This is a genomic window from Pseudomonas sp. RG1, from assembly GCF_025910115.1.
GTDB classification, from domain to species: domain Bacteria; phylum Pseudomonadota; class Gammaproteobacteria; order Pseudomonadales; family Pseudomonadaceae; genus Aquipseudomonas; species Aquipseudomonas atacamensis.
This window is the reverse complement of the sequence record NZ_JAPCIK010000010.1, coordinates 143293-160585: the sequence shown is the minus strand read 5'-3', so window position 1 is coordinate 160585 and position 17293 is coordinate 143293. Positions and strand designations below refer to the sequence as shown.

The window sequence follows — 17293 nt, the reverse complement described above, 5'->3', positions numbered from 1 at the left end:
GGCCGTTTTTTGTTTCCTGAGCACCACCAAGGTAACCCTGTGGGAGCGAGCCTGCTCGCGAAAGCGCTCTGTCATTCAACATTATGGGTGCCTGACACACCGCCTTCGCGAGCAGGCTCGCTCCCACAGGGATACCGCTGAATCCGAAATTTTTCATAAATTTCTCGCCCCGCCTGTAACGCATCCCCCCACCCGTTCTCTAGAGGGACAAGCAAGCGCAAACCGCTTGCAGAAACCCTGATAAAAACTGGAGAAACATCATGACTGCGACTACCCGTACCCTGTCCGCTACCGCCCTGGTTCTGGCCCTCGGTTCCGCTCTGAGCATCGCCACTGTCTCCACCGCCCATGCCGCCGATGCCAACATGGAAAAATGCTTCGGCGTGGCCATGAAGGGTAAGAACGATTGCGCCGCAGGTGCCGGGACTACCTGCGCCGGCACGGCGAAAATGGACTACCAGGCCAACGCCTGGAAGCTCGTTCCGAAAGGCACCTGCGCCACCACCGAAAGCAAAACCTCGCCGACCGGCTTCGGTCAGCTCGAAGCCTTCAAAGCCAAGTCCTGATCCACGGCCTGCCTGAGTGACGCCCATGTTCAGTCATCACGAACCGTCCCTGCCGCGCACTCAGGCAGCTCGCACCGAGCTCCCTGCCCGCGCCGGGCTGGGGCTCAAGACCGGGCACTTCCTCGAAGTGCTCGGCTCCGTACCGGACCTCGGTTTCTTCGAAGTCCACGCCGAAAACTACATGGTGGCCGGCGGCCCGTTTCATCATTTTCTCGGTCTGATTCGCCAACAGTACCCGCTGTCATTGCACGGCGTGGGCCTGTCTATCGGTGGCGAAGGCCCGCTGGACAGCCAGCACCTCAAACGCCTCGCCGAGCTGATCGAGCGCTATCAACCGCAAGCCTTTTCCGAACATCTGGCGTGGTCGAGCCACGGCCCGGTGTTCCTCAATGACCTGCTGCCACTGGCTTACGACACGCCGACGCTGAACCGCGTCTGTGCGCACATCGACCAGGTGCAGAACACTCTGAAACGACCGATGCTGCTGGAGAACCCGGCGACCTATCTGGGGTTTGAGCACTCGACGATCGACGAGGCCGAGTTCATCGGCGAAGTGATCCGCCGCAGCGGCTGCGGCTTGTTGCTCGACGTCAATAATGTCTACGTGTCGTGCATCAATCATCAGCGCGATCCTTTGGCCTACCTTGATGCGTTACCGCTGCACGCAGTCGGCGAGATTCATCTGGCCGGCTTCGCTGAAGATTGCGACAACCTCGGCGATCGCTTGCTGATCGACGATCACGGCGCGCCGGTTGATCAGGCCGTTTGGGATCTGTACCGGCAAGTGCTGCGCCGTATCGGCCCGGTGGCGACGTTGATCGAACGGGATAATCAGGTGCCGGCCTTCGCTGTTTTGCTCGCCGAAGCGCAGCAAGCCGAGACGCTGTTGCGCCAAGCGGAGCGTGCGGCATGAGCACGCAAGCGGACTTCGCAGCCGCCCTGCTCAATGCGCAACTGCCGTATCCCAAGGGCCTGTGCAGCCGCAATGGCGCCGATCCGTCGCGGCGTTTCGCGGTCTATCGCAACAACGTGCAAAGCTCGCTGATCAATGCCCTGGCCGACAGTTATCCGGTGGTGCTGCAATTGGTCGGCGAGGAATTCTTCAGCGCCATGGCGGCGATTTTCGTCCAGAGTCAGCCGCCACACAGTCCGTTGATGAGCCGCTATGGCGAGCACTTCGCCGACTTCATCGCACAATTCGAACCCATTGCCGGCGTGCCTTATGTCGCTGACGTCGCGCGACTGGAGCACTTGCGTACTGTTGCCTACCACGCCGCTGATGCGCAGCCGATCCGGCCTGAACAAGTCAGTGCCGCGCTGGCCGATCCGCAGTCGCTGAGTGAACTGTGTTTCGAACTGCATCCCTCGCTGCACCTGCTCGACTCTGCTTTTGCGGTCGTGGCGATCTGGGCCGCGCATCAGCAGGAGCCAACTCTGGCGGGCATTGGCCTCAATCAAGGCCAGCATGCCCTGGTGCTGCGCAATGGTCTCGACGTTGAGGTGTTCGCTCTTGAACCAAGTGCGAGCGTGTTCATTGGTCATCTGCTCCAGGGCTCGCCACTGCTCGCGGCGGCAGAAAACAGCCCGCCGTTCGATCTCGCCCAAACCCTCGCCTTACTGATTGTGCATAACGCGATCACCCAGCTGAATTACAAGGAGTTGCCATGAACGCTTTGGTCTTGCGCGTCATTGCGCTGTTGGAAAAAATCCCGCACAGCCTGATTGCCTTCATCGCGCGTTTTTCCATCGCTGCGGTGTTCTGGAAATCCGGGCAAACCAAGGTCGAAGGACTGGCCGTCGATTTGATTGACGGAACCTTTGAACTGGGCTGGCCACGTTTGGCCGATTCGACGATTCCGCTGTTTCAGAGCGAGTACAACCTGCCGCTGTTGACGCCGGAAATTGCCGCGCATCTGGCGGCGTTTGCCGAGCATGTGTTTCCGCTGCTGATCCTGCTCGGCTTCGCCACACGGTTTTCGGCGCTGGCGCTGCTGGGCATGACCCTGACTATCCAACTGTTTGTCTACCCGGATGCCTACCCGACCCATGGCACTTGGGCGGCGGTGTTGCTGTACCTGATGGCGACCGGGCCGGGCAAATTGTCGATCGATCAGCTGATCGCCCGCCGTTTCGCAAAATAAGATCTCCCCTGCTCGCGAAAGCGGTGTGTCATTCAACATCGGTATCGACTGAACTGACGCATGCGCGAGCAGGCTCGCTCCCACAGGGAAATCACATCAGCGCTGAAGTCGATCCAGCGCCTCGCCACTGCGCTTGAACCAGCCCATCAAATAATCCGCCAACACCTGCGTGCGCTTGGGCAATCCACCCTGATACGGGTGCACCAGATACATCGGCATGCGTCGGGTCTGGTAATCGCGCAGCAGCCAGCGCAAGCGGCCGTCCGCCAGTTCCGCTTGCAGCAGATACGACGGCAAACGGGCGATGCCGGCGCCGGACAGCGCTGCTTTCTTCAACAGGCTGTAGTGATTGCTGGCAAACGGACCCGAAACCCGCACCCGCAACAACTCGTGCTGCTGGTGATACAGCCATTCTTCGCGGCCGCTGTAATGGCTGTTGAGCAGGCAACGATGCTCGACCAAGGCATGCGGCGTCGCCGGCTCGCCGAAGCGCTCAAGGTAGGCCGGGCTGGCGCAGGTCATTTCGTGCCACGCCAACAGCGGCTTGGCCACCAGCCGATCGTCATTGGCCACTTCGGCGCGAATCGCCAGATCAAAGCCATCGCGGGCCAGATCGCGATAGCTGTTGTCCAGCTCCAGCTCAATCTGCACCTCGGGGTATTGCCCGGAAAACTCCAGCAACAAGCCATCGAAGAAGGTCTCGCCGAGCGACACCGGAACCGTCATGCGCACGGGACCGGCCATGTCGTCCTTCAAACGCGCCAACGCCTGCCGCGCGCGTTCGACCTGGACCACCAGCGCCTGAGCCTGCGGCAGCAGCGCCGCCCCTGCCGCCGTCAGGCTCAAGCGCCGGGTCGTGCGTTGCAGCAGCACCACACTGAATTGCGCTTCGAGCTGGCTGATGCGCTTGGAGAGTTGGCCCTTGCTGCAGCCCAACTGCTGCGCGGCCAGGGTAAAACTGCCAGCTTCGATCAGCACGGCAAACGCGGCAAGGTCATCCATTTCGCTCATGGATTGTTTCCATTTGAAAACCAAAGGTTGCCTATTAGTGCGCTTATCCGCAGAAAAAACCACTCTAGACTGAAACCTCATTCGCACACATGAGGTACAGCTCGATGAAAATTCTGTTGATAGGCGCAGGCGGCACTATCGGTTCGGCGGTGGACAAAGAGTTGTCGCAACGCCACGAGGTCATTCGTATCGGTCGCAACAGCGGTGACTTGCAGGTGGATATCAGCGACAGCGCGTCGATCCGCAAGCTGTTCGAACAGACCGGCAAGTTCGATGCCTTGATCTGCGCGGCGGGCAACGTGACGTTTGCAGCGCTGGACGAGATGACAGGGGACAGCTTCGCCCTCGGCCTGAAAGACAAGTTGATGGGCCAGGTCAATCTGCTGCTGATCGGCCGCGAGTTCGCCAATGACGGCGCCTCGTTCACCTTCACCACCGGCGTGCTCAGCCACGACCCGATTCGCAGCGGCGCTTCGGCAGCGCTGGTCAACGGCGCCCTCGACAGCTTCGTCCGCGCCGCCGCCATCGAACTGCCGCGTGGCCTGCGGGTGAACTCGGTGAGCCCGACCGTGCTGACCGAAGCCCTGGGTAAATACGCGCCCTACTTCCGTGGCTTCAAGCCGGTTGCTGCAGCGGAAGTGGCATTGGCCTACGCGAAAAGTGTCGAAGGCCTGCAAACCGGTCAGACGTTTCACGTCGGTTAAGGCCCTTGTGATGAACGGTCAGGCTGCGTAACGTGGCGACACTTGTCTGGAGAACCAAAGATGCGTGTTGCCCGTTCGATCGTCCTCGTTGCCCTGCTGCCGATGTTTGCCGCCTGCCAGTTGTTCGACGGCCAGCGTGAAAGTGTGTCCCATGCCGGGCAGACGCGAATGCAGGGGCAACTGACCGCCGCCGACGGCAAACTGGTGTTCCAGCCGTGCCAGGAGCAGCGGCAACTGGTGGTCAACGACATCGGCGGCACCAGCGTCCTGCAAGAAGCCGCCACCCTCGCTGACGAGCAGGGCAAGCTGTTTGCCGATGTGCGCGGCAAGGTTTCCGGCGATCGTCTCGACCTCGGCCAGTTATATCGCGTCGAGCGCTCGGGCACGGCCTGCGACGACCCGAATTTCAAACTGCTGATCCTGCGCGCCGCCGGCGATGGCCCGGAGTGGAATGTGAAGGTCAGCGGCAAAGGCATGGTCATCGAGCGCGACGGCCAGGCTCCACTGGCCGTGCCGTATGTGGAAGAGCAACTGGGCGACGGCCGCTTCAATCTCAGCAGCGAAGCCAACAACCAGCGCATCGAATTGTGGGTCGCGCCACAGCGCTGCGTCGACAGCAGCACCGGCAGCGTGCAGCACATGAGCGCCGAGTTGCGCATCGACGGTCAGGTGCAGCGCGGCTGCGGCTATTTCGGCGGCGCGCGTAACGACTGATCGTTTTTCCCCCACGGATCCGCTCGCGGCGGCTTATAATCGCCGCCTTTAAACGCCCTGGCGCAGTTGTGCGCCCCGCGAATCCGGATCCCCGCCATGTTACGAATCACTGAACTCAAGCTGCCAATCGACCATCCCGAAGAAGACCTGCGCACCGCCATCGTGCAACGCCTGGGCATCGCCAGTGATGATCTGCTCGATTTCACCTTGTTCAAGCGCAGCTATGACGCGCGCAAAAAGTCCTCCGAACTGTGCTTCATCTACACCATCGACCTCAACGTACGCGACGAGGCCAGAGTGTTGAGCAAGTTCGCCGACGACCGTAACGTCAACGTGGCGCCGGATGTCAGCTACAAATTCGTCGGCCAGGCACCGAGCGATCTCGGCCAGCGGCCGATCGTCGTCGGTTTCGGCCCGTGCGGCATCTTCGCCGGCCTGCTGCTGGCGCAGATGGGCTTCAAACCGATCATTCTCGAACGCGGCACCGAAGTCCGTCAGCGCACCAAGGACACCTGGGGCCTGTGGCGCAAAAGCGTGCTCAATCCCGAGTCCAACGTACAGTTTGGCGAAGGCGGCGCGGGCACGTTCTCCGACGGCAAGCTGTACAGCCAGATCAAGGACCCGAAATTCCTCGGCCGCAAAGTCCTGCACGAGTTCGTCAAGGCCGGTGCGCCGGAAGAAATTCTCTACGTCAGCAAGCCGCACATCGGTACGTTCCGCCTGACCGGGATGGTCGAAAACATGCGCGAGCAGATCCGCGAACTGGGCGGTGAAGTGCGCTTCCAGGAGCGCGTCAACGACGTGCTGATCGAAGACGGCCAACTGGTCGGCGTGCAACTGGCCAGCGGCGAAACCCTGCATTCGAAGCATGTGGTTCTGGCCCTCGGCCACAGTGCCCGCGACACCTTCCGCATGCTCCACAGCCGTGGCGTGTTCATGGAAGCCAAGCCATTCTCGGTGGGCTTCCGCATCGAACATCCGCAATCGCTGATCGACCGCGCGCGTCTGGGCAAATACGCCGGCCACCCGAAACTCGGCGCTGCCGATTACAAACTGGTGCACCACGCCAAGAACGGGCGTTCGGTCTACAGCTTCTGCATGTGCCCGGGCGGCACTGTGGTCGCGGCGACGTCGGAACCGAATCGCGTGGTCACCAATGGCATGAGCCAGTACTCGCGTAACGAGCGTAATGCCAACTCCGGCATCGTCGTCGGCATTACCCCGGAAGTCGATTATCCGGGCGGCCCGCTCGCCGGTATCGAGTTGCAGGAGCGCCTGGAATCCCACGCGTTCATCCTTGGCGGCAGCGATTACAAGGCCCCGGCGCAACTGGTTGGCGACTTCATCAACGACATTCCATCGACCGAACTGGGCGAGGTCGAGCCATCGTACAAGCCGGGCGTGGCGCTGGGCGATCTGGCGCTGGCGCTGCCGGAGTTTGCCATTGAGGCGATCCGCGAAGCCTTGCCGGCGTTCGAGAAGCAGATTCGCGGTTATTCCCTGCACGACGCCGTGCTGACCGGGATCGAGACGCGCACTTCATCGCCGCTGCGCATCACCCGCAACGAGTCGCTGCAGAGCATGAACGTCAAAGGCCTGTTCCCGGCCGGTGAAGGCGCGGGCTATGCCGGCGGGATTCTCTCGGCGGGTGTCGACGGGATTCGCATTGCCGAGGCAGTGGCTCGCGATATCCTTGGCCTGGAAGCCTGATCAGCATCAGCTGACCCAACACAAAACCCTGTGGAAGCGAGCCTGCTCGCGAAGTCGCTATTTCAGTCAATGATGATGTTGAATGAGATGACGCCTTCGCGAGCAGGCTCGCTCCCACATTGGTTTTTGCGTTTCTTCAGATGTTGGCGCGCAGCACTGAGGTCGGCAGCGCCTCTCCGCGCTCGGCACTCGCCGCCACTGCTGCAATCAACTCACCCAGTTCGTAACCCTGCGCTTTCAACCATTGCTGGTCGTAATAAGTGTCGGCATAACGCTCGCCGCCATCGCACAGGATCGCCACGATCGACCCCGACTGCCCCGCCGCTTTCATCTGCTGCGCTGCCATCAGCGCACCGATCAGATTGGTCCCGCTCGACCCGCCGACATGCCGCCCCAAACGCTGCGCCAGATAATGCATGGCCGCCAGGGACAGGGCGTCCGGCACCTTGACCATCGCATCGATCACCTTGGGCAGGAACGACGCTTCCACCCGAGGCCGGCCAATGCCTTCTATGCGCGAGCCGCAGTCCAGGCGCAGGCTGGCATCTCCGGTCTGGTAAAAATCGAAGAACACCGAACGCTCGGCATCGGCACACAACACGCGGGTGCAGTGCTGGCGATAGCGCACGTAACGGCCGAGGGTCGCGGTGGTGCCGCCGGTGCCGGGGCTGGAAATCAGCCAGGTCGGCTCAGGGTGTTTTTCGTAGCGCATCTGCTGGAAGATCGACTCGGCGATGTTGTTGTTCGCTCGCCAGTCGGTGGCGCGTTCAGCGTAAGTGAACTGATCGATGAAGTGACCGCCATGCTCGCGGGCCAGGCGCTCGGATTCGGCGTAGATCTGCGTCGGATCCTGCACCAGATGGCTCTGGCCGCCGTAGAAGGCAATCTGGGCAATCTTTTCTTTCGAAGTGGTCGCGGGCATCACCGCGATAAACGGCAAACCGAGCATGCGCGCGAAATACGCTTCGGAAATCGCCGTCGAGCCGCTGGACGCTTCGATCACCGGCGCGCCGGGTTTCAGCCAGCCGTTACACAGCGCGTAAAGGAACAGCGAGCGGGCCAGGCGGTGCTTGAGGCTGCCGGTCGGGTGGCTGGATTCGTCCTTGAAATACAACTCGATGCCGGCAAAACCGGGCAGCGGCAAAGGGATCAGGTGGGTGTCGGCGCTGCGCTGGAAGTCCGCCTCGATGATGCGGATGGCTTCGCGGGCCCACTGTCGGTTGTCGCTCATGGTTTCGGTTCTCGTTGAATCAGCCAGAAGATCGGTCTTCTGAAAAAGGTCTGCCGCAAGCTTAGGAAAAATCCCGCAGGCGGCAAAGATACAGCTGAGTCTCAATGTGTCAGGCAACTGCTAGGCTCAGTGCTGCCCGTACCAGACAGCCTGTAACGACATATAACAAAAAAGAATATAACTTTTGTTTTAACAACTAACGGTACGGGTTAGGGTGTTTCACCTTTTTCTTGATTCGATGGAGAGCGACCTTGCCTCTGCGTAGCACTTTCACGCGTTTCTTTCAGTTGGAAGCCGCCAGCGGTCTGCTATTGATCGCCGCAGCCGTTCTCGCGCTGATCATCAACAACTCACCGCTGTCGTGGCTGTACACCGGCCTGCTCGACACTCCTGTGGTGGCGCAGATCGGTGCGTTGAAAATCGCCAAGCCCCTGCTGCTGTGGATCAACGACGGCCTGATGGCGATGTTCTTCCTGCTGATCGGTCTGGAAGTGAAACGCGAAGTGCTCGACGGCCAATTGTCCAAGCCTTCGCAAATCGTCCTGCCCGGCGCAGCGGCGATCGGCGGCATGCTGGTGCCGGCGCTGATCTACTGGTTCCTCAATCGCGACAACCCCGCGGCCCTGAGTGGCTGGGCCATTCCGACCGCCACCGACATCGCCTTCGCTCTCGGCGTACTGGCCCTGCTCGGCAAACGCGTGCCGGTGTCGCTGAAACTGTTCCTGATGACCCTGGCGATCATCGATGACCTCGGTGCCATCGTCATCATCGCAATCTTCTATTCCGGCGAACTCTCGACCCTGTCCCTCGGCCTGGCGGCTGCGTGCATTGCCGCGCTGGTGGCGATGAACCGGCTCGGCGTGGTCAAGCTCGGGCCGTACATGATCATCGGCCTGATCCTCTGGGTCTGCGTGCTCAAGAGCGGTGTCCACGCGACACTGGCCGGCGTGACCCTGGCTTTCTGCATTCCCCTGCGCACGAAAAACGCCGAGTCGTCGCCGCTGCTGACCCTCGAACACGCGCTGCACCCGTGGGTCGCCTACGGCATCCTGCCGCTGTTCGCCTTCGCCAACGCCGGCCTGTCACTGAGCGGCGTCACCGTCGAAAGCTTCACCCACGACGTACCGATGGGCATCGCCATCGGCCTGCTGCTGGGCAAGACCGTCGGCGTGTTCGGCCTGACTTGGCTGGCGGTCAAGATCGGCATCGCCGCCCTGCCCCAAGGCGCCAACTGGGGCCAGGTCCTCGGCGTCGCGATCCTCTGCGGCATAGGCTTCACTATGAGCCTGTTCGTCGGCTCGCTGGCCTTCGAACCGGGCGTGAGTGATTACGCCGGCATGGATCGCATGGGCATCCTCACCGGCTCGATCCTCGCGGCGGTGATTGGTTATGCGGTGACTGCGGCGGCGAGTCGCAAGAATTCACAACTGCAATAACCCCTGTGGCGAGGGAGCTTGGCCCTCGCCACAGATTCCTCGCCTTACAGTTACGCAGCGAACAATCCCCGCGTCATTAGCGACCCGTCCTACAGCCACACTTTCCCCGCTTCGATAACGTCGTGCAGCCCCTTTCCGAGGGGCTGTCGATGATGAACAAAGGGACGATCAGTGGCGCGGAACAAGGACATTCCCCGGGTGCAAAACCCACCGCAGGGCGACGGACAATACCTATCACCCCGCCCCCGATACGTCGGATATCACAGCCTTTCCCGATTTAAGAAGAGCGAAAAAGAAAACACCGTTCAACGGTGGGCTTAGGGATCGCTGGATCAATGCAAAAGGCCGAATAATTTATGAATGGGACTATTTACACGGCGAGCTTGAAGCCTACCGCGCAAGTGATGGCAGCCATTTAGGCTCTTACGACCACAGAACTGGTGAACAGATAGATCCACTCAAAAAAAACCGTAGTATTAAAAAATATTTATGAGGATTACATGGGACTCAAAGCCAGACTCGAATGGTACGACCAACAAACCGAACTGGGTGAAGGGGAGGAACTGTCGAAAGACCTAGGCGAGGACGGCTCATTAATGGAAGCATTAGGCCTACCGTCGAAAAGCTTCAATAACGGCGGATTTGATGTAAAAGCCGATTGGATCAAGACTCTCCAGCCCCACTTCAAGCATTCAATCCAATTTTCGTCCTACGACTATCAGGTATCGTTTGTTTACCGTGATCAATGGTAGATGGGACTGGAACTGAGATTGGAATGGTACGACACAGCAACCTTGGAGTTTCAGGGGGAAGAGTCGTCAAAAGACCTGGGTGGTGACGAGTCAGTGTTAAACGCCTTGGGGACTCCCGCCGCGGACAACATCAACAATGGCACTTTCAACGTCGCTCAAAATTGGCTCGCCACCATGCAGCCGTATTTTCAACATCAAATCGATTTGAGAGTTCACGACTATCAAATTTCGTTTGACTACGGTTAACAGCCCCGGAAGTATTAGCTCCATGCACTTTCTTTTAATTACCGGTTTTTTCCCTGACGAAGCCCAAGATGACTCCTTGCAATTCGAGCTGGATATCACCGGCAGCGAGATGAATGAAAAAGTGGCTCAGCTCATTGAATCAAAGCCCTTGGATGAGGTGGAACCCGGCGAGCTGTTGTTGACTCAGGATCAGGTAACCGCATTGGAAAACCTACTCAACGTCAGCTTTCCAGAGGGCCTCGAATACTTTATGGGCATCTGCGCCACATACTGAATGAACAATTCACAAGCAAAGAAAAACCCCGACCAGTCACCTGATCGGGGTTTTCTTTTACCCGGCTTCTCGTTTAGTGCGAAACGCGGCTGGTTCCGCCAACGGTGGAAATCCGTACCCGCTCGCCAACGCGGAATACTTCATTTTCCTGAACCTGCTGCACATAGGCGCGCATGCTGCCGTCGTCTTCGCGGACGGTGATTTCCACGCCCTGGGTGCGGGTCAGGCCTTCTTCGGTGGCCGAGCCAAGCAGGCCGCCAGCCACTGCACCGATGACCGCAGCAACGATGCTGCCCTTGCCGCCGCCGATGGCGCTACCGCCGACGCCGCCGACCACTGCGCCTGCTGCGCCGCCGATCGGGGTCTTGGTGCCTTCGATTTTTACCGGGCGCAGGGATTCGATGGTGCCCATGCGAATCGTCTGTACACGACGCGCTTCGTCACGGGAGTAGGAGTCGCCGGTGAGGCTCGATTGGCAGCCGGTCAGCAACATCGCCATCGTCGAAAAAGAAGCAACCAGCAGAACAGACTTACGCATAGCATCAACTCCAAAAGAACATGTGTTCATTAAACCCCGTGGCCTGGCGCCTGTCACGACACCATCCGGATAAAATTGGCTTCCATTCAGGCTTGGTACAGATGCCCGCGAGCGTCCACTCAAGGTAGCGTCAAATCAGCGATCCTGCGCCATCCGCGTTTATCTCGCTCGGTAGACTGCTCAGGGTGCCAGTCGTTCCAGAATCCACTCGGTGCCCTGGAGGCGGTAGTTGAGGCGATCGTGCAGGCGGCTCGGCCTGCCCTGCCAGAACTCGATGCGCTCGGGCAACAAGCGGTAACCACCCCAATGTTCCGGGCAGTGCGGCTGGCTGTCGCTGAAGCGTTGCTCGGTGGCCTTGAGCAAATCTTCCAGTTCGCCACGACCGTTGATAACCCGGCTCTGCGGCGAGGCCCAGGCGCCGAGGCGGCTGCCCAGCGGGCGCACCTGATAATACGCGTCGGACTCTTGCGCCGTGACCTTGACCACCCGCCCCTCGATGCGCACCTGGCGCTCCAGGGTTGGCCAGAAGAAGGTCATGGCGGCAAACGGGTTGGCCGCCAGATGCTGGCCCTTGGCGCTGTCGTAGTTGGTGAAGAAGGTGAAGCCCTGCTCGTCCAGGCCCTTGAGCAACAAAATGCGGCAATGCGGACGACCGTCGGCATCGACCGTGGCCAGGGTCATGGCATTGGCTTCTACCGGCGCCTGCTCGGTTTTCACCGCATCGGCGAACCACTGGTGAAACAGCGCAAACGGCTCGGTCGGGGCTTGCGCCTCGGTCAAACCGTCACGGGTGTAGTCGCGACGCATATCGGCCAGAGCCTGGGTCATGGCGGATTCCTTTTCGTTAGCGGATCACTTCTTGGCAGCGTCGGCTGCGGCGACTTTCTTGTCGGTCGCGGCGGCTTTGGCTGGTGCAGTCTTTTTCGCCGGAGCCTTGGCCGGGGCCTTCTTCGCCGGAGCCTTGGCAGCGGTTTTCTTGGCTGGCGCTTTTTTCGCCGCAGGGGCAGCTGCTTTCTTGGCAGCAGGCGCTGGGGTGGCGGGTTTGGCCACTGGCTTGACGTCTTGCGCAGCAACCATCGTCACCGGCTTCGGCGCTGGCATGTTGTATTTGCTCAGCAGCGCAACCATGGTGTTTTGCGGCGTCACCAGCAGTTCGACACGACGGTTCAAGGCACGGCCTTCAACGCTGTCGTTGGCCGCACGCGGCGCTTCGGAACCCATGCCGCGCAGCATCAGGCGATCACGTTGCAAGCCGCTGAGGCGGAAGATCGCCGCCACCGATTGCGCACGTTCCTGACTCAGCTTGACGTTGGCCGGTGCGGCACCACTGGTGTCACTGTGACCGAGCACCAGCACCGCGGTTTTCGGATCGGCTTCAAGGATTTTTGCCACGCGAGTGAACGGGCCAAGGGTGACCGGCAGCAGCATCGCCGGGCGGTCCGGGTTGAACGAACCTTCGACCGGCGCCGTCACCACCAGTACGTTGTCGCGACGCTCGAGTTGCAGATTGCTGTCTTTCACCGCTTCACGCAGACGCGGTTCGTAGTCATCCAGCCAGGCCTGAGTCACCTTCGGATCCGGCATCGGCACGGCTTTGACGGTTGGCTGATCCTTGCCGCCGAACGGCCACCACCATTTGCCATTGGACTGCGCCTCGGCTTTGGCCACCTCGACCGGTTTGGCTTCAGGTTTGACCTCGGCTTTCAGATCAGCCTTGACCGCTTCATCGCTGGAACCGAACGGCCAGTACCACGGGTTGCTGCTTTCGGCCTTGGCCACTGGCGCAGTCGCCGCAGGTTTCAAAGGAGCCGGAGCCGGGGCCGAATCTTTGGCCGCAACTTTGTCGGAAGAACCGAACGGCCACCAGCTGCCGCCGTCCGCATCGTTTTTCGGAGTCTGTGCGCAACCGGTGATCGCTACACACAGGGCCAGGGCGAGGGTCTTTTTAGTTGACATTGAAAATCCACAAAATGAAGTAATGAAAAATCAGAGCACTTTCGCCCGGATAAACAGCCGTTTTGAAACGAAAATCCCTTCGAGGTTCCGACCCTGGAACCTCTGTTGAAGCTTTACAGACAAGTGGCAAGCACCCGCGCCAGCTTTTGCGCGCGCGGATCCATCAAAACGTAAGGCCCCAGGGTATTTGTCACGAAACCGAAAGCCACATCGTGCTCAGGATCAGCAAAACCGATCGAGCCGCCCGCTCCCGGATGGCCGAACGCGCGGGGGCCGAGGCCGTAGGTGGCGTTGGGCACGTCCGGTTGATCGAGCATGCAGCCGAGGCCGAAACGGGTGCGGGTGAGCAAGGTCTTGTCGTCGCCAAGGCTGTGCTCGCGGGTCAGCTCTTCGAGCATCTCGCTCTCGAGCAGGCTGCCGTCGAGCAGGCCGGCATAGAACCCGGCGAGACTGCGCGCGTTACCGTGGCCGTTGGCCGCCGGTTGCTGCATGCGGCGCCATTCCGGCTTGTTGGTGCTGGTCAGCACGGACGGCGGATTGGTGAAGGCGCGGGTGGTCATGGCAGTCGGTTCGCGCATGGTCACTTGCAGCAGACGCTGGGCCGCAGCGTCGCCGGCGTTGCCCTTGCCACGGGCGATGTGCGCCACGCGATGAAACTCTTCGTCGGCCAGGCCCACGTGGAAATCCAGGCCCAACGGTTTGGCGACCCGAGCGACGATCGACTCGCCCGGCCCACGACCGTCGGCGCGGCGCAGCAATTCGCCGACCAGCCAGCCGTAGGTGATCGCGGCATAACCGTGACCGGTGCCCGGAGTCCACCACGGTGCTTCGGCCGCGAGGGCGTCGACCATGGTTTGCCAGTCGTAAAGGGCTTCAGGCGCGAGTAGTTCGCGCAGCGCCGGCAGGCCGGCCTGATGGCAGAGCAATTGGCGCAGGGTGACGGATTCTTTGCCGGCGGCGGCGAATTCCGGCCAGTAGCGGGCAACCGGGGCGTCGAGTTGCAACTTGCCTTCAGCGACCAGTTGCAGCGCGGTAACGGCGGTGAAGGTCTTGGTGCAGGAGAACAGGTTGGCGATGGTGTCGCTGTGCCAGGCTTCGGCGCCGTCCTTGTCGGCAGTACCGGACCAGAGGTCGAGGACGGTTTCTCCACCGACCTTGATGCACAGGGCTGCGCCGCGTTCCTGGGGATCGTCGAACAGTGCGGCGAAAGCCTCGCGCACCGCTTCGAATTGAAGCTCGTAATGTCCCTGAATCTGCACCCGCAACTCCCCCGCGAAAACGCTCTACAAAGTGGCCCGCATTGTTCCAGCCCTTGAGGGATTTGGGAACAGGCGCGGGCCAGACGGTTGATCGGCAATTTGTGTTGATCCCTTCGCGAGCAGGCTCGCTCCCACACTGGATCTCAACAGCAGCGCAGATCCCCTGTGGGAGCGAGCCTGCTCGCGAAGAACGATAACGCGGTCTGAAACCTAGTGACCATTCCCCGAATGCCCACCCGCCTGCGCGGCCCCCGGCGCTTTGCCAGCCTCGGCCTTGCGCCCGCCTTCCACTTCCGCCGCCGGGGTTTTCTGCGCCTCCTTGCCCAACTGCTCCAGCGCCTGCAGATTGCTCTTACGCACCGCCTCGACAAAACCCTGATACGGCAGGTCAGTGACCCCGACCAGACCGAAATGGCCGTTCTCGCCGTCGAGCAAACGCCCGGTCACCGGTTGGTCGAGGTACTGAAACCAGTGCACGCCGACAATCGACGGTTCGCTCAGCGCCTGTTTGAGGAAGTTGGCATAGGCCGGGCCGCGATCTTCTTCCTTGGCCAGCTGCGTCACGCCGCCCCAGAACGGGCCTCGGTCGGCCGAGCCGAAGTTGAATTCAGTGATCAGCACCGGTTTGTCCAGCGCTGCCAGCGCGGCGAAGTCATAGCCGTCCTGCGGCTTGAGCGTGTACATGTTGAAGCTCAACACATCGCAGTACTGCGCGCAGGAGGCCACGGCTTCAGGCGTACTGGTGGCGAAACGACCACCCAGGAGCATCTGGTTCGGCGCGTGCCATTTCAGCGAATCGGAAATGGTCTTGAAATAGGTATCGGCGAAGACCTTCTGGAAGTATTTGAAATCCGCTTCGATCTCCGGATGCTCCGGGTTCGGCAGTGGCGGCACGAAGCCTGGATCTTCCATCAACTCCCACGCCGGTAGCTCGATACCCCAGGCTTTGGACAGCCCGGCCTGATTGCGGTACTTGTCACGCAATTGCTTGAGAAAGGCGCGTTTGGCCGGCACGTCGGTGGTCATTTTCAACGTGCCGTAGGCCAGCGCGTAGCGAGCCTTTGGATCGTCGCCAGGGCCTGCCCAGGCCAGTTCGTTGTCGGCGTAATAACCGATCAGCCACGGATCGTCACGGTGATCGCGGGCGGCAATGGCCACGGCGCGCTCGGTGGCCATGGCGAAACGCGGATCGAACGGATCCGGCATGCCGCCCCACCAATCGCTGCCGGTGCTGATGCTGGTGTAATCGCCGACGATCGACAGCGGCAAGGTGTACGGCACGCGCTCAGCATCCGCCAGCGACGGCGCGCTCCAGTTGCCCACCGTGTTGAAGCCCCAGGCTTGCAGCCGATCGAGGGTATGCCGGGTCCAGCGTTCTTCATCAATTCTGGCTGTGCACGGAGCGGTTTCCTCGCTGGACGCTTGCACCGCATCGGTCTGCGCCGCTTCGGCAATACCGGATTTTGGCTCAGCAGGCACCGCTGCGGTTTCAGCAGCCTGCACCGAGCCGGCCTCAGCCGCCCCCGCCTTCGCCGCTTCGGCAATCCCGGCCTTGTTGTCGCTGTCGGCCTTGCACGGTTCGCCGTACAGGCGTTGCAGATTGGCGCCATAGAAGTCGTACCAGCGGCCGTTGCCGTAGCCACGGCCCTGATCGGCACCGTTGCCGCCACGGTTGTCGCCCTCGCCGAAATGCGCGGCCAGCGGGTCGTCGTTCTTCGGCAACGATTCGAACATGTACTCACGACCAGCCACGTAGGTCTGGTTGACTTGCGGGCTGACGGTGTTGACGCCCAGCGAATAGAACGGGTGGCCTTCAGGGGTCACCAGATACCAGCGGCCATCACGTTTTTCCGTGCGGAAGAAGCCGCTGGCCTTGAACGCCGGGCCTTTGTTCCAGCCGCCGAACTTGTCCAGCGAAGCCTTTTCACGCTCGGCCAGCCACGTATTCAGCTGTTGCTGCTCTTTGCTGGCGGCGCTTTTCAGTTGTTCGTCGCTGCTGACTTTTTCCGGCCATTTACTGCGGGTTGACTGCCCGTATGCGTCGACCAGATTACCGTACACCGCGCGCGTCACCGACTCGCCGTCCTGCACGCCGAAACGCTCGAGCAACAGGCTCTGCGCAACTTTCGGCTGATCCATCGACAGACTTACCGAAACCACCTGGCTGCGATCGATCTCGCCGGTGCTGCTGGCCAGCAGGATGCGTTGGCCATCGACGGTCATCGGCATCGGCGGCCCGGCTTTCATGCCTTGGCTCAGCGGCGTCGACGCCACCAGCGGCACCAGCAAGGTTTGCGCGGGGCCAGCCGGCAGATCGACGCGGCTGACCAGGGTGCGGCCGTCGTTGCTCTGGATCTGCACATAAACCGTCACCGCCCAGTTCATCGCACTCTGCAGACGCAGAGTCATCATGCCGGACTGCGACCAGTCCCAAGCGCCGGTCTGTGGGGTCAGGCGCAAGGTCGGGCGGGCGACCGGGTTGAACGTCACCCGGCGCAGCACTTCGCCTTCCGCGGTCTGTTCGGCATTGGCCTGCGGCAGGTCGGCGTTTTCCGTGGCGACCTTGACCACGTCGGCCGGGCGCACGAAGTTGAACAGCGTCTGCTGACCGGCAGGGGCCGCCAGCAACGGCGCGGCAAAGATCAAGGCGAAAACAGCGGGCAACGAACGGCGGATCATAAGAACGGAGTTCTCCCTAACGACCAGTCAAGGCCAGTGGAAAAGCGGTGGCAGAGAGATAGACAACGCGGCGGGC

18 protein-coding genes and 1 pseudogene are annotated in these 17293 nt (G+C 61.0%); 12 read left to right on the top strand and 7 right to left on the bottom strand.

All coding sequences use genetic code 11. The annotated features are described in order from the left end of the window. The first annotated feature begins 260 nt into the window (after positions 1-260). From OK411_RS07190 to OK411_RS07175, 4 genes are read left to right on the top strand one after another with little or no spacing between them, the layout of a single operon-like run. Positions 261-566, top strand: coding sequence for a DUF2282 domain-containing protein (locus tag OK411_RS07190; protein WP_130901036.1), 306 nt, complete (start codon positions 261-263; stop codon positions 564-566). Between the two features lie 25 nt (positions 567-591). Next, on the top strand, positions 592-1479 hold the full coding sequence (locus OK411_RS07185; protein ID WP_264364633.1) for a DUF692 domain-containing protein: 888 nt from the start codon (positions 592-594) through the stop codon (positions 1477-1479). After that, positions 1476-2234, top strand: coding sequence for a DUF2063 domain-containing protein (locus OK411_RS07180; protein WP_264364632.1), 759 nt, complete (start codon positions 1476-1478; stop codon positions 2232-2234). Before OK411_RS07185 ends, OK411_RS07180 begins: the two co-directional genes overlap by 4 nt. Continuing rightward, entirely contained in the window at positions 2231-2707 is a 477-nt protein-coding gene (locus OK411_RS07175; protein ID WP_217879442.1) for a DoxX family protein, read from the top strand. The genes OK411_RS07180 and OK411_RS07175 overlap by 4 nt, the downstream gene beginning before the upstream one ends. 96 nt (positions 2708-2803) lie before the next feature. On the opposite strand, the gene OK411_RS07170 is transcribed toward OK411_RS07175, so the two are convergent. After that, positions 2804-3718 (bottom strand): LysR family transcriptional regulator, encoded by a 915-nt coding sequence (locus tag OK411_RS07170; RefSeq protein WP_125925251.1) that lies wholly within the window; start codon positions 3716-3718, stop codon positions 2804-2806. Positions 3719-3822: 104 nt separating this feature from the next. Between OK411_RS07170 and OK411_RS07165 the strand changes: the two genes are divergently transcribed. From OK411_RS07165 to OK411_RS07155, 3 genes are all read left to right on the top strand, one after another. After that, positions 3823-4422 carry a short chain dehydrogenase gene (locus OK411_RS07165; RefSeq protein WP_110600024.1) on the top strand — a complete coding sequence of 200 codons (600 nt, stop codon included), beginning with the start codon at positions 3823-3825 and terminating at the stop codon, positions 4420-4422. Positions 4423-4482: 60 nt separating this feature from the next. Beyond that, positions 4483-5136, top strand: coding sequence for a COG3650 family protein (locus tag OK411_RS07160; protein WP_264364631.1), 654 nt, complete (start codon positions 4483-4485; stop codon positions 5134-5136). Positions 5137-5232: 96 nt separating this feature from the next. Further along, entirely contained in the window at positions 5233-6846 is a 1614-nt protein-coding gene (locus OK411_RS07155) for an NAD(P)/FAD-dependent oxidoreductase (protein ID WP_264364630.1), read from the top strand. Positions 6847-6982: 136 nt separating this feature from the next. On the opposite strand, the gene OK411_RS07150 is transcribed toward OK411_RS07155, so the two are convergent. Next, positions 6983-8077, bottom strand: coding sequence for a PLP-dependent cysteine synthase family protein (locus OK411_RS07150; protein ID WP_264364629.1), 1095 nt, complete (start codon positions 8075-8077; stop codon positions 6983-6985). A 251-nt stretch (positions 8078-8328) separates the two neighbouring features. Here OK411_RS07150 and nhaA point away from each other — a divergent pair, with 251 nt between their 5' ends. The 5 genes and pseudogenes from nhaA (at position 8329) to OK411_RS07125 (ending at position 10785) form a co-directional block, all read left to right on the top strand. Further along, positions 8329-9513 (top strand): Na+/H+ antiporter NhaA, encoded by a 1185-nt coding sequence (nhaA, locus tag OK411_RS07145; RefSeq protein WP_122505756.1) that lies wholly within the window; start codon positions 8329-8331, stop codon positions 9511-9513. Between the two features lie 247 nt (positions 9514-9760). Then, a pseudogene (locus OK411_RS07140) lies at positions 9761-10006 on the top strand (colicin E3/pyocin S6 family cytotoxin); the annotation flags it as partial. 7 nt (positions 10007-10013) lie between these two features. Then, the gene (locus tag OK411_RS07135) at positions 10014-10265 is read left to right on the top strand and encodes a colicin E3-like toxin immunity protein (RefSeq protein WP_130926793.1); all 252 of its coding nucleotides are present in this window, start codon (positions 10014-10016) and stop codon (positions 10263-10265) included. Next, complete coding sequence (locus OK411_RS07130; RefSeq protein WP_264364628.1) at positions 10266-10511, top strand: cloacin immunity family protein; 246 nt, start codon at positions 10266-10268, stop codon at positions 10509-10511. It begins immediately after the preceding gene. A 22-nt stretch (positions 10512-10533) separates the two neighbouring features. Next, positions 10534-10785 (top strand): pyocin S6 family toxin immunity protein, encoded by a 252-nt coding sequence (locus OK411_RS07125; RefSeq protein ID WP_136492096.1) that lies wholly within the window; start codon positions 10534-10536, stop codon positions 10783-10785. A 73-nt stretch (positions 10786-10858) separates the two neighbouring features. On the opposite strand, the gene OK411_RS07120 is transcribed toward OK411_RS07125, so the two are convergent. The 5 genes from OK411_RS07120 to OK411_RS07100 form a co-directional block, all read right to left on the bottom strand. Further along, positions 10859-11323 (bottom strand): glycine zipper 2TM domain-containing protein, encoded by a 465-nt coding sequence (locus OK411_RS07120; protein ID WP_016771369.1) that lies wholly within the window; start codon positions 11321-11323, stop codon positions 10859-10861. Between the two features lie 180 nt (positions 11324-11503). Continuing rightward, the gene (gene pdxH / locus OK411_RS07115; protein ID WP_122612613.1) at positions 11504-12151 is read right to left on the bottom strand and encodes a pyridoxamine 5'-phosphate oxidase; all 648 of its coding nucleotides are present in this window, start codon (positions 12149-12151) and stop codon (positions 11504-11506) included. Positions 12152-12175: 24 nt separating this feature from the next. Then, complete coding sequence (locus OK411_RS07110) at positions 12176-13279, bottom strand: OmpA family protein (protein WP_264364627.1); 1104 nt, start codon at positions 13277-13279, stop codon at positions 12176-12178. A 113-nt stretch (positions 13280-13392) separates the two neighbouring features. Beyond that, complete coding sequence (locus tag OK411_RS07105) at positions 13393-14538, bottom strand: serine hydrolase domain-containing protein (protein ID WP_056783360.1); 1146 nt, start codon at positions 14536-14538, stop codon at positions 13393-13395. A 210-nt stretch (positions 14539-14748) separates the two neighbouring features. After that, the gene (locus OK411_RS07100) at positions 14749-17217 is read right to left on the bottom strand and encodes a beta-galactosidase (protein ID WP_264364626.1); all 2469 of its coding nucleotides are present in this window, start codon (positions 17215-17217) and stop codon (positions 14749-14751) included. Between the last annotated feature and the right edge of the window lie 76 nt (positions 17218-17293).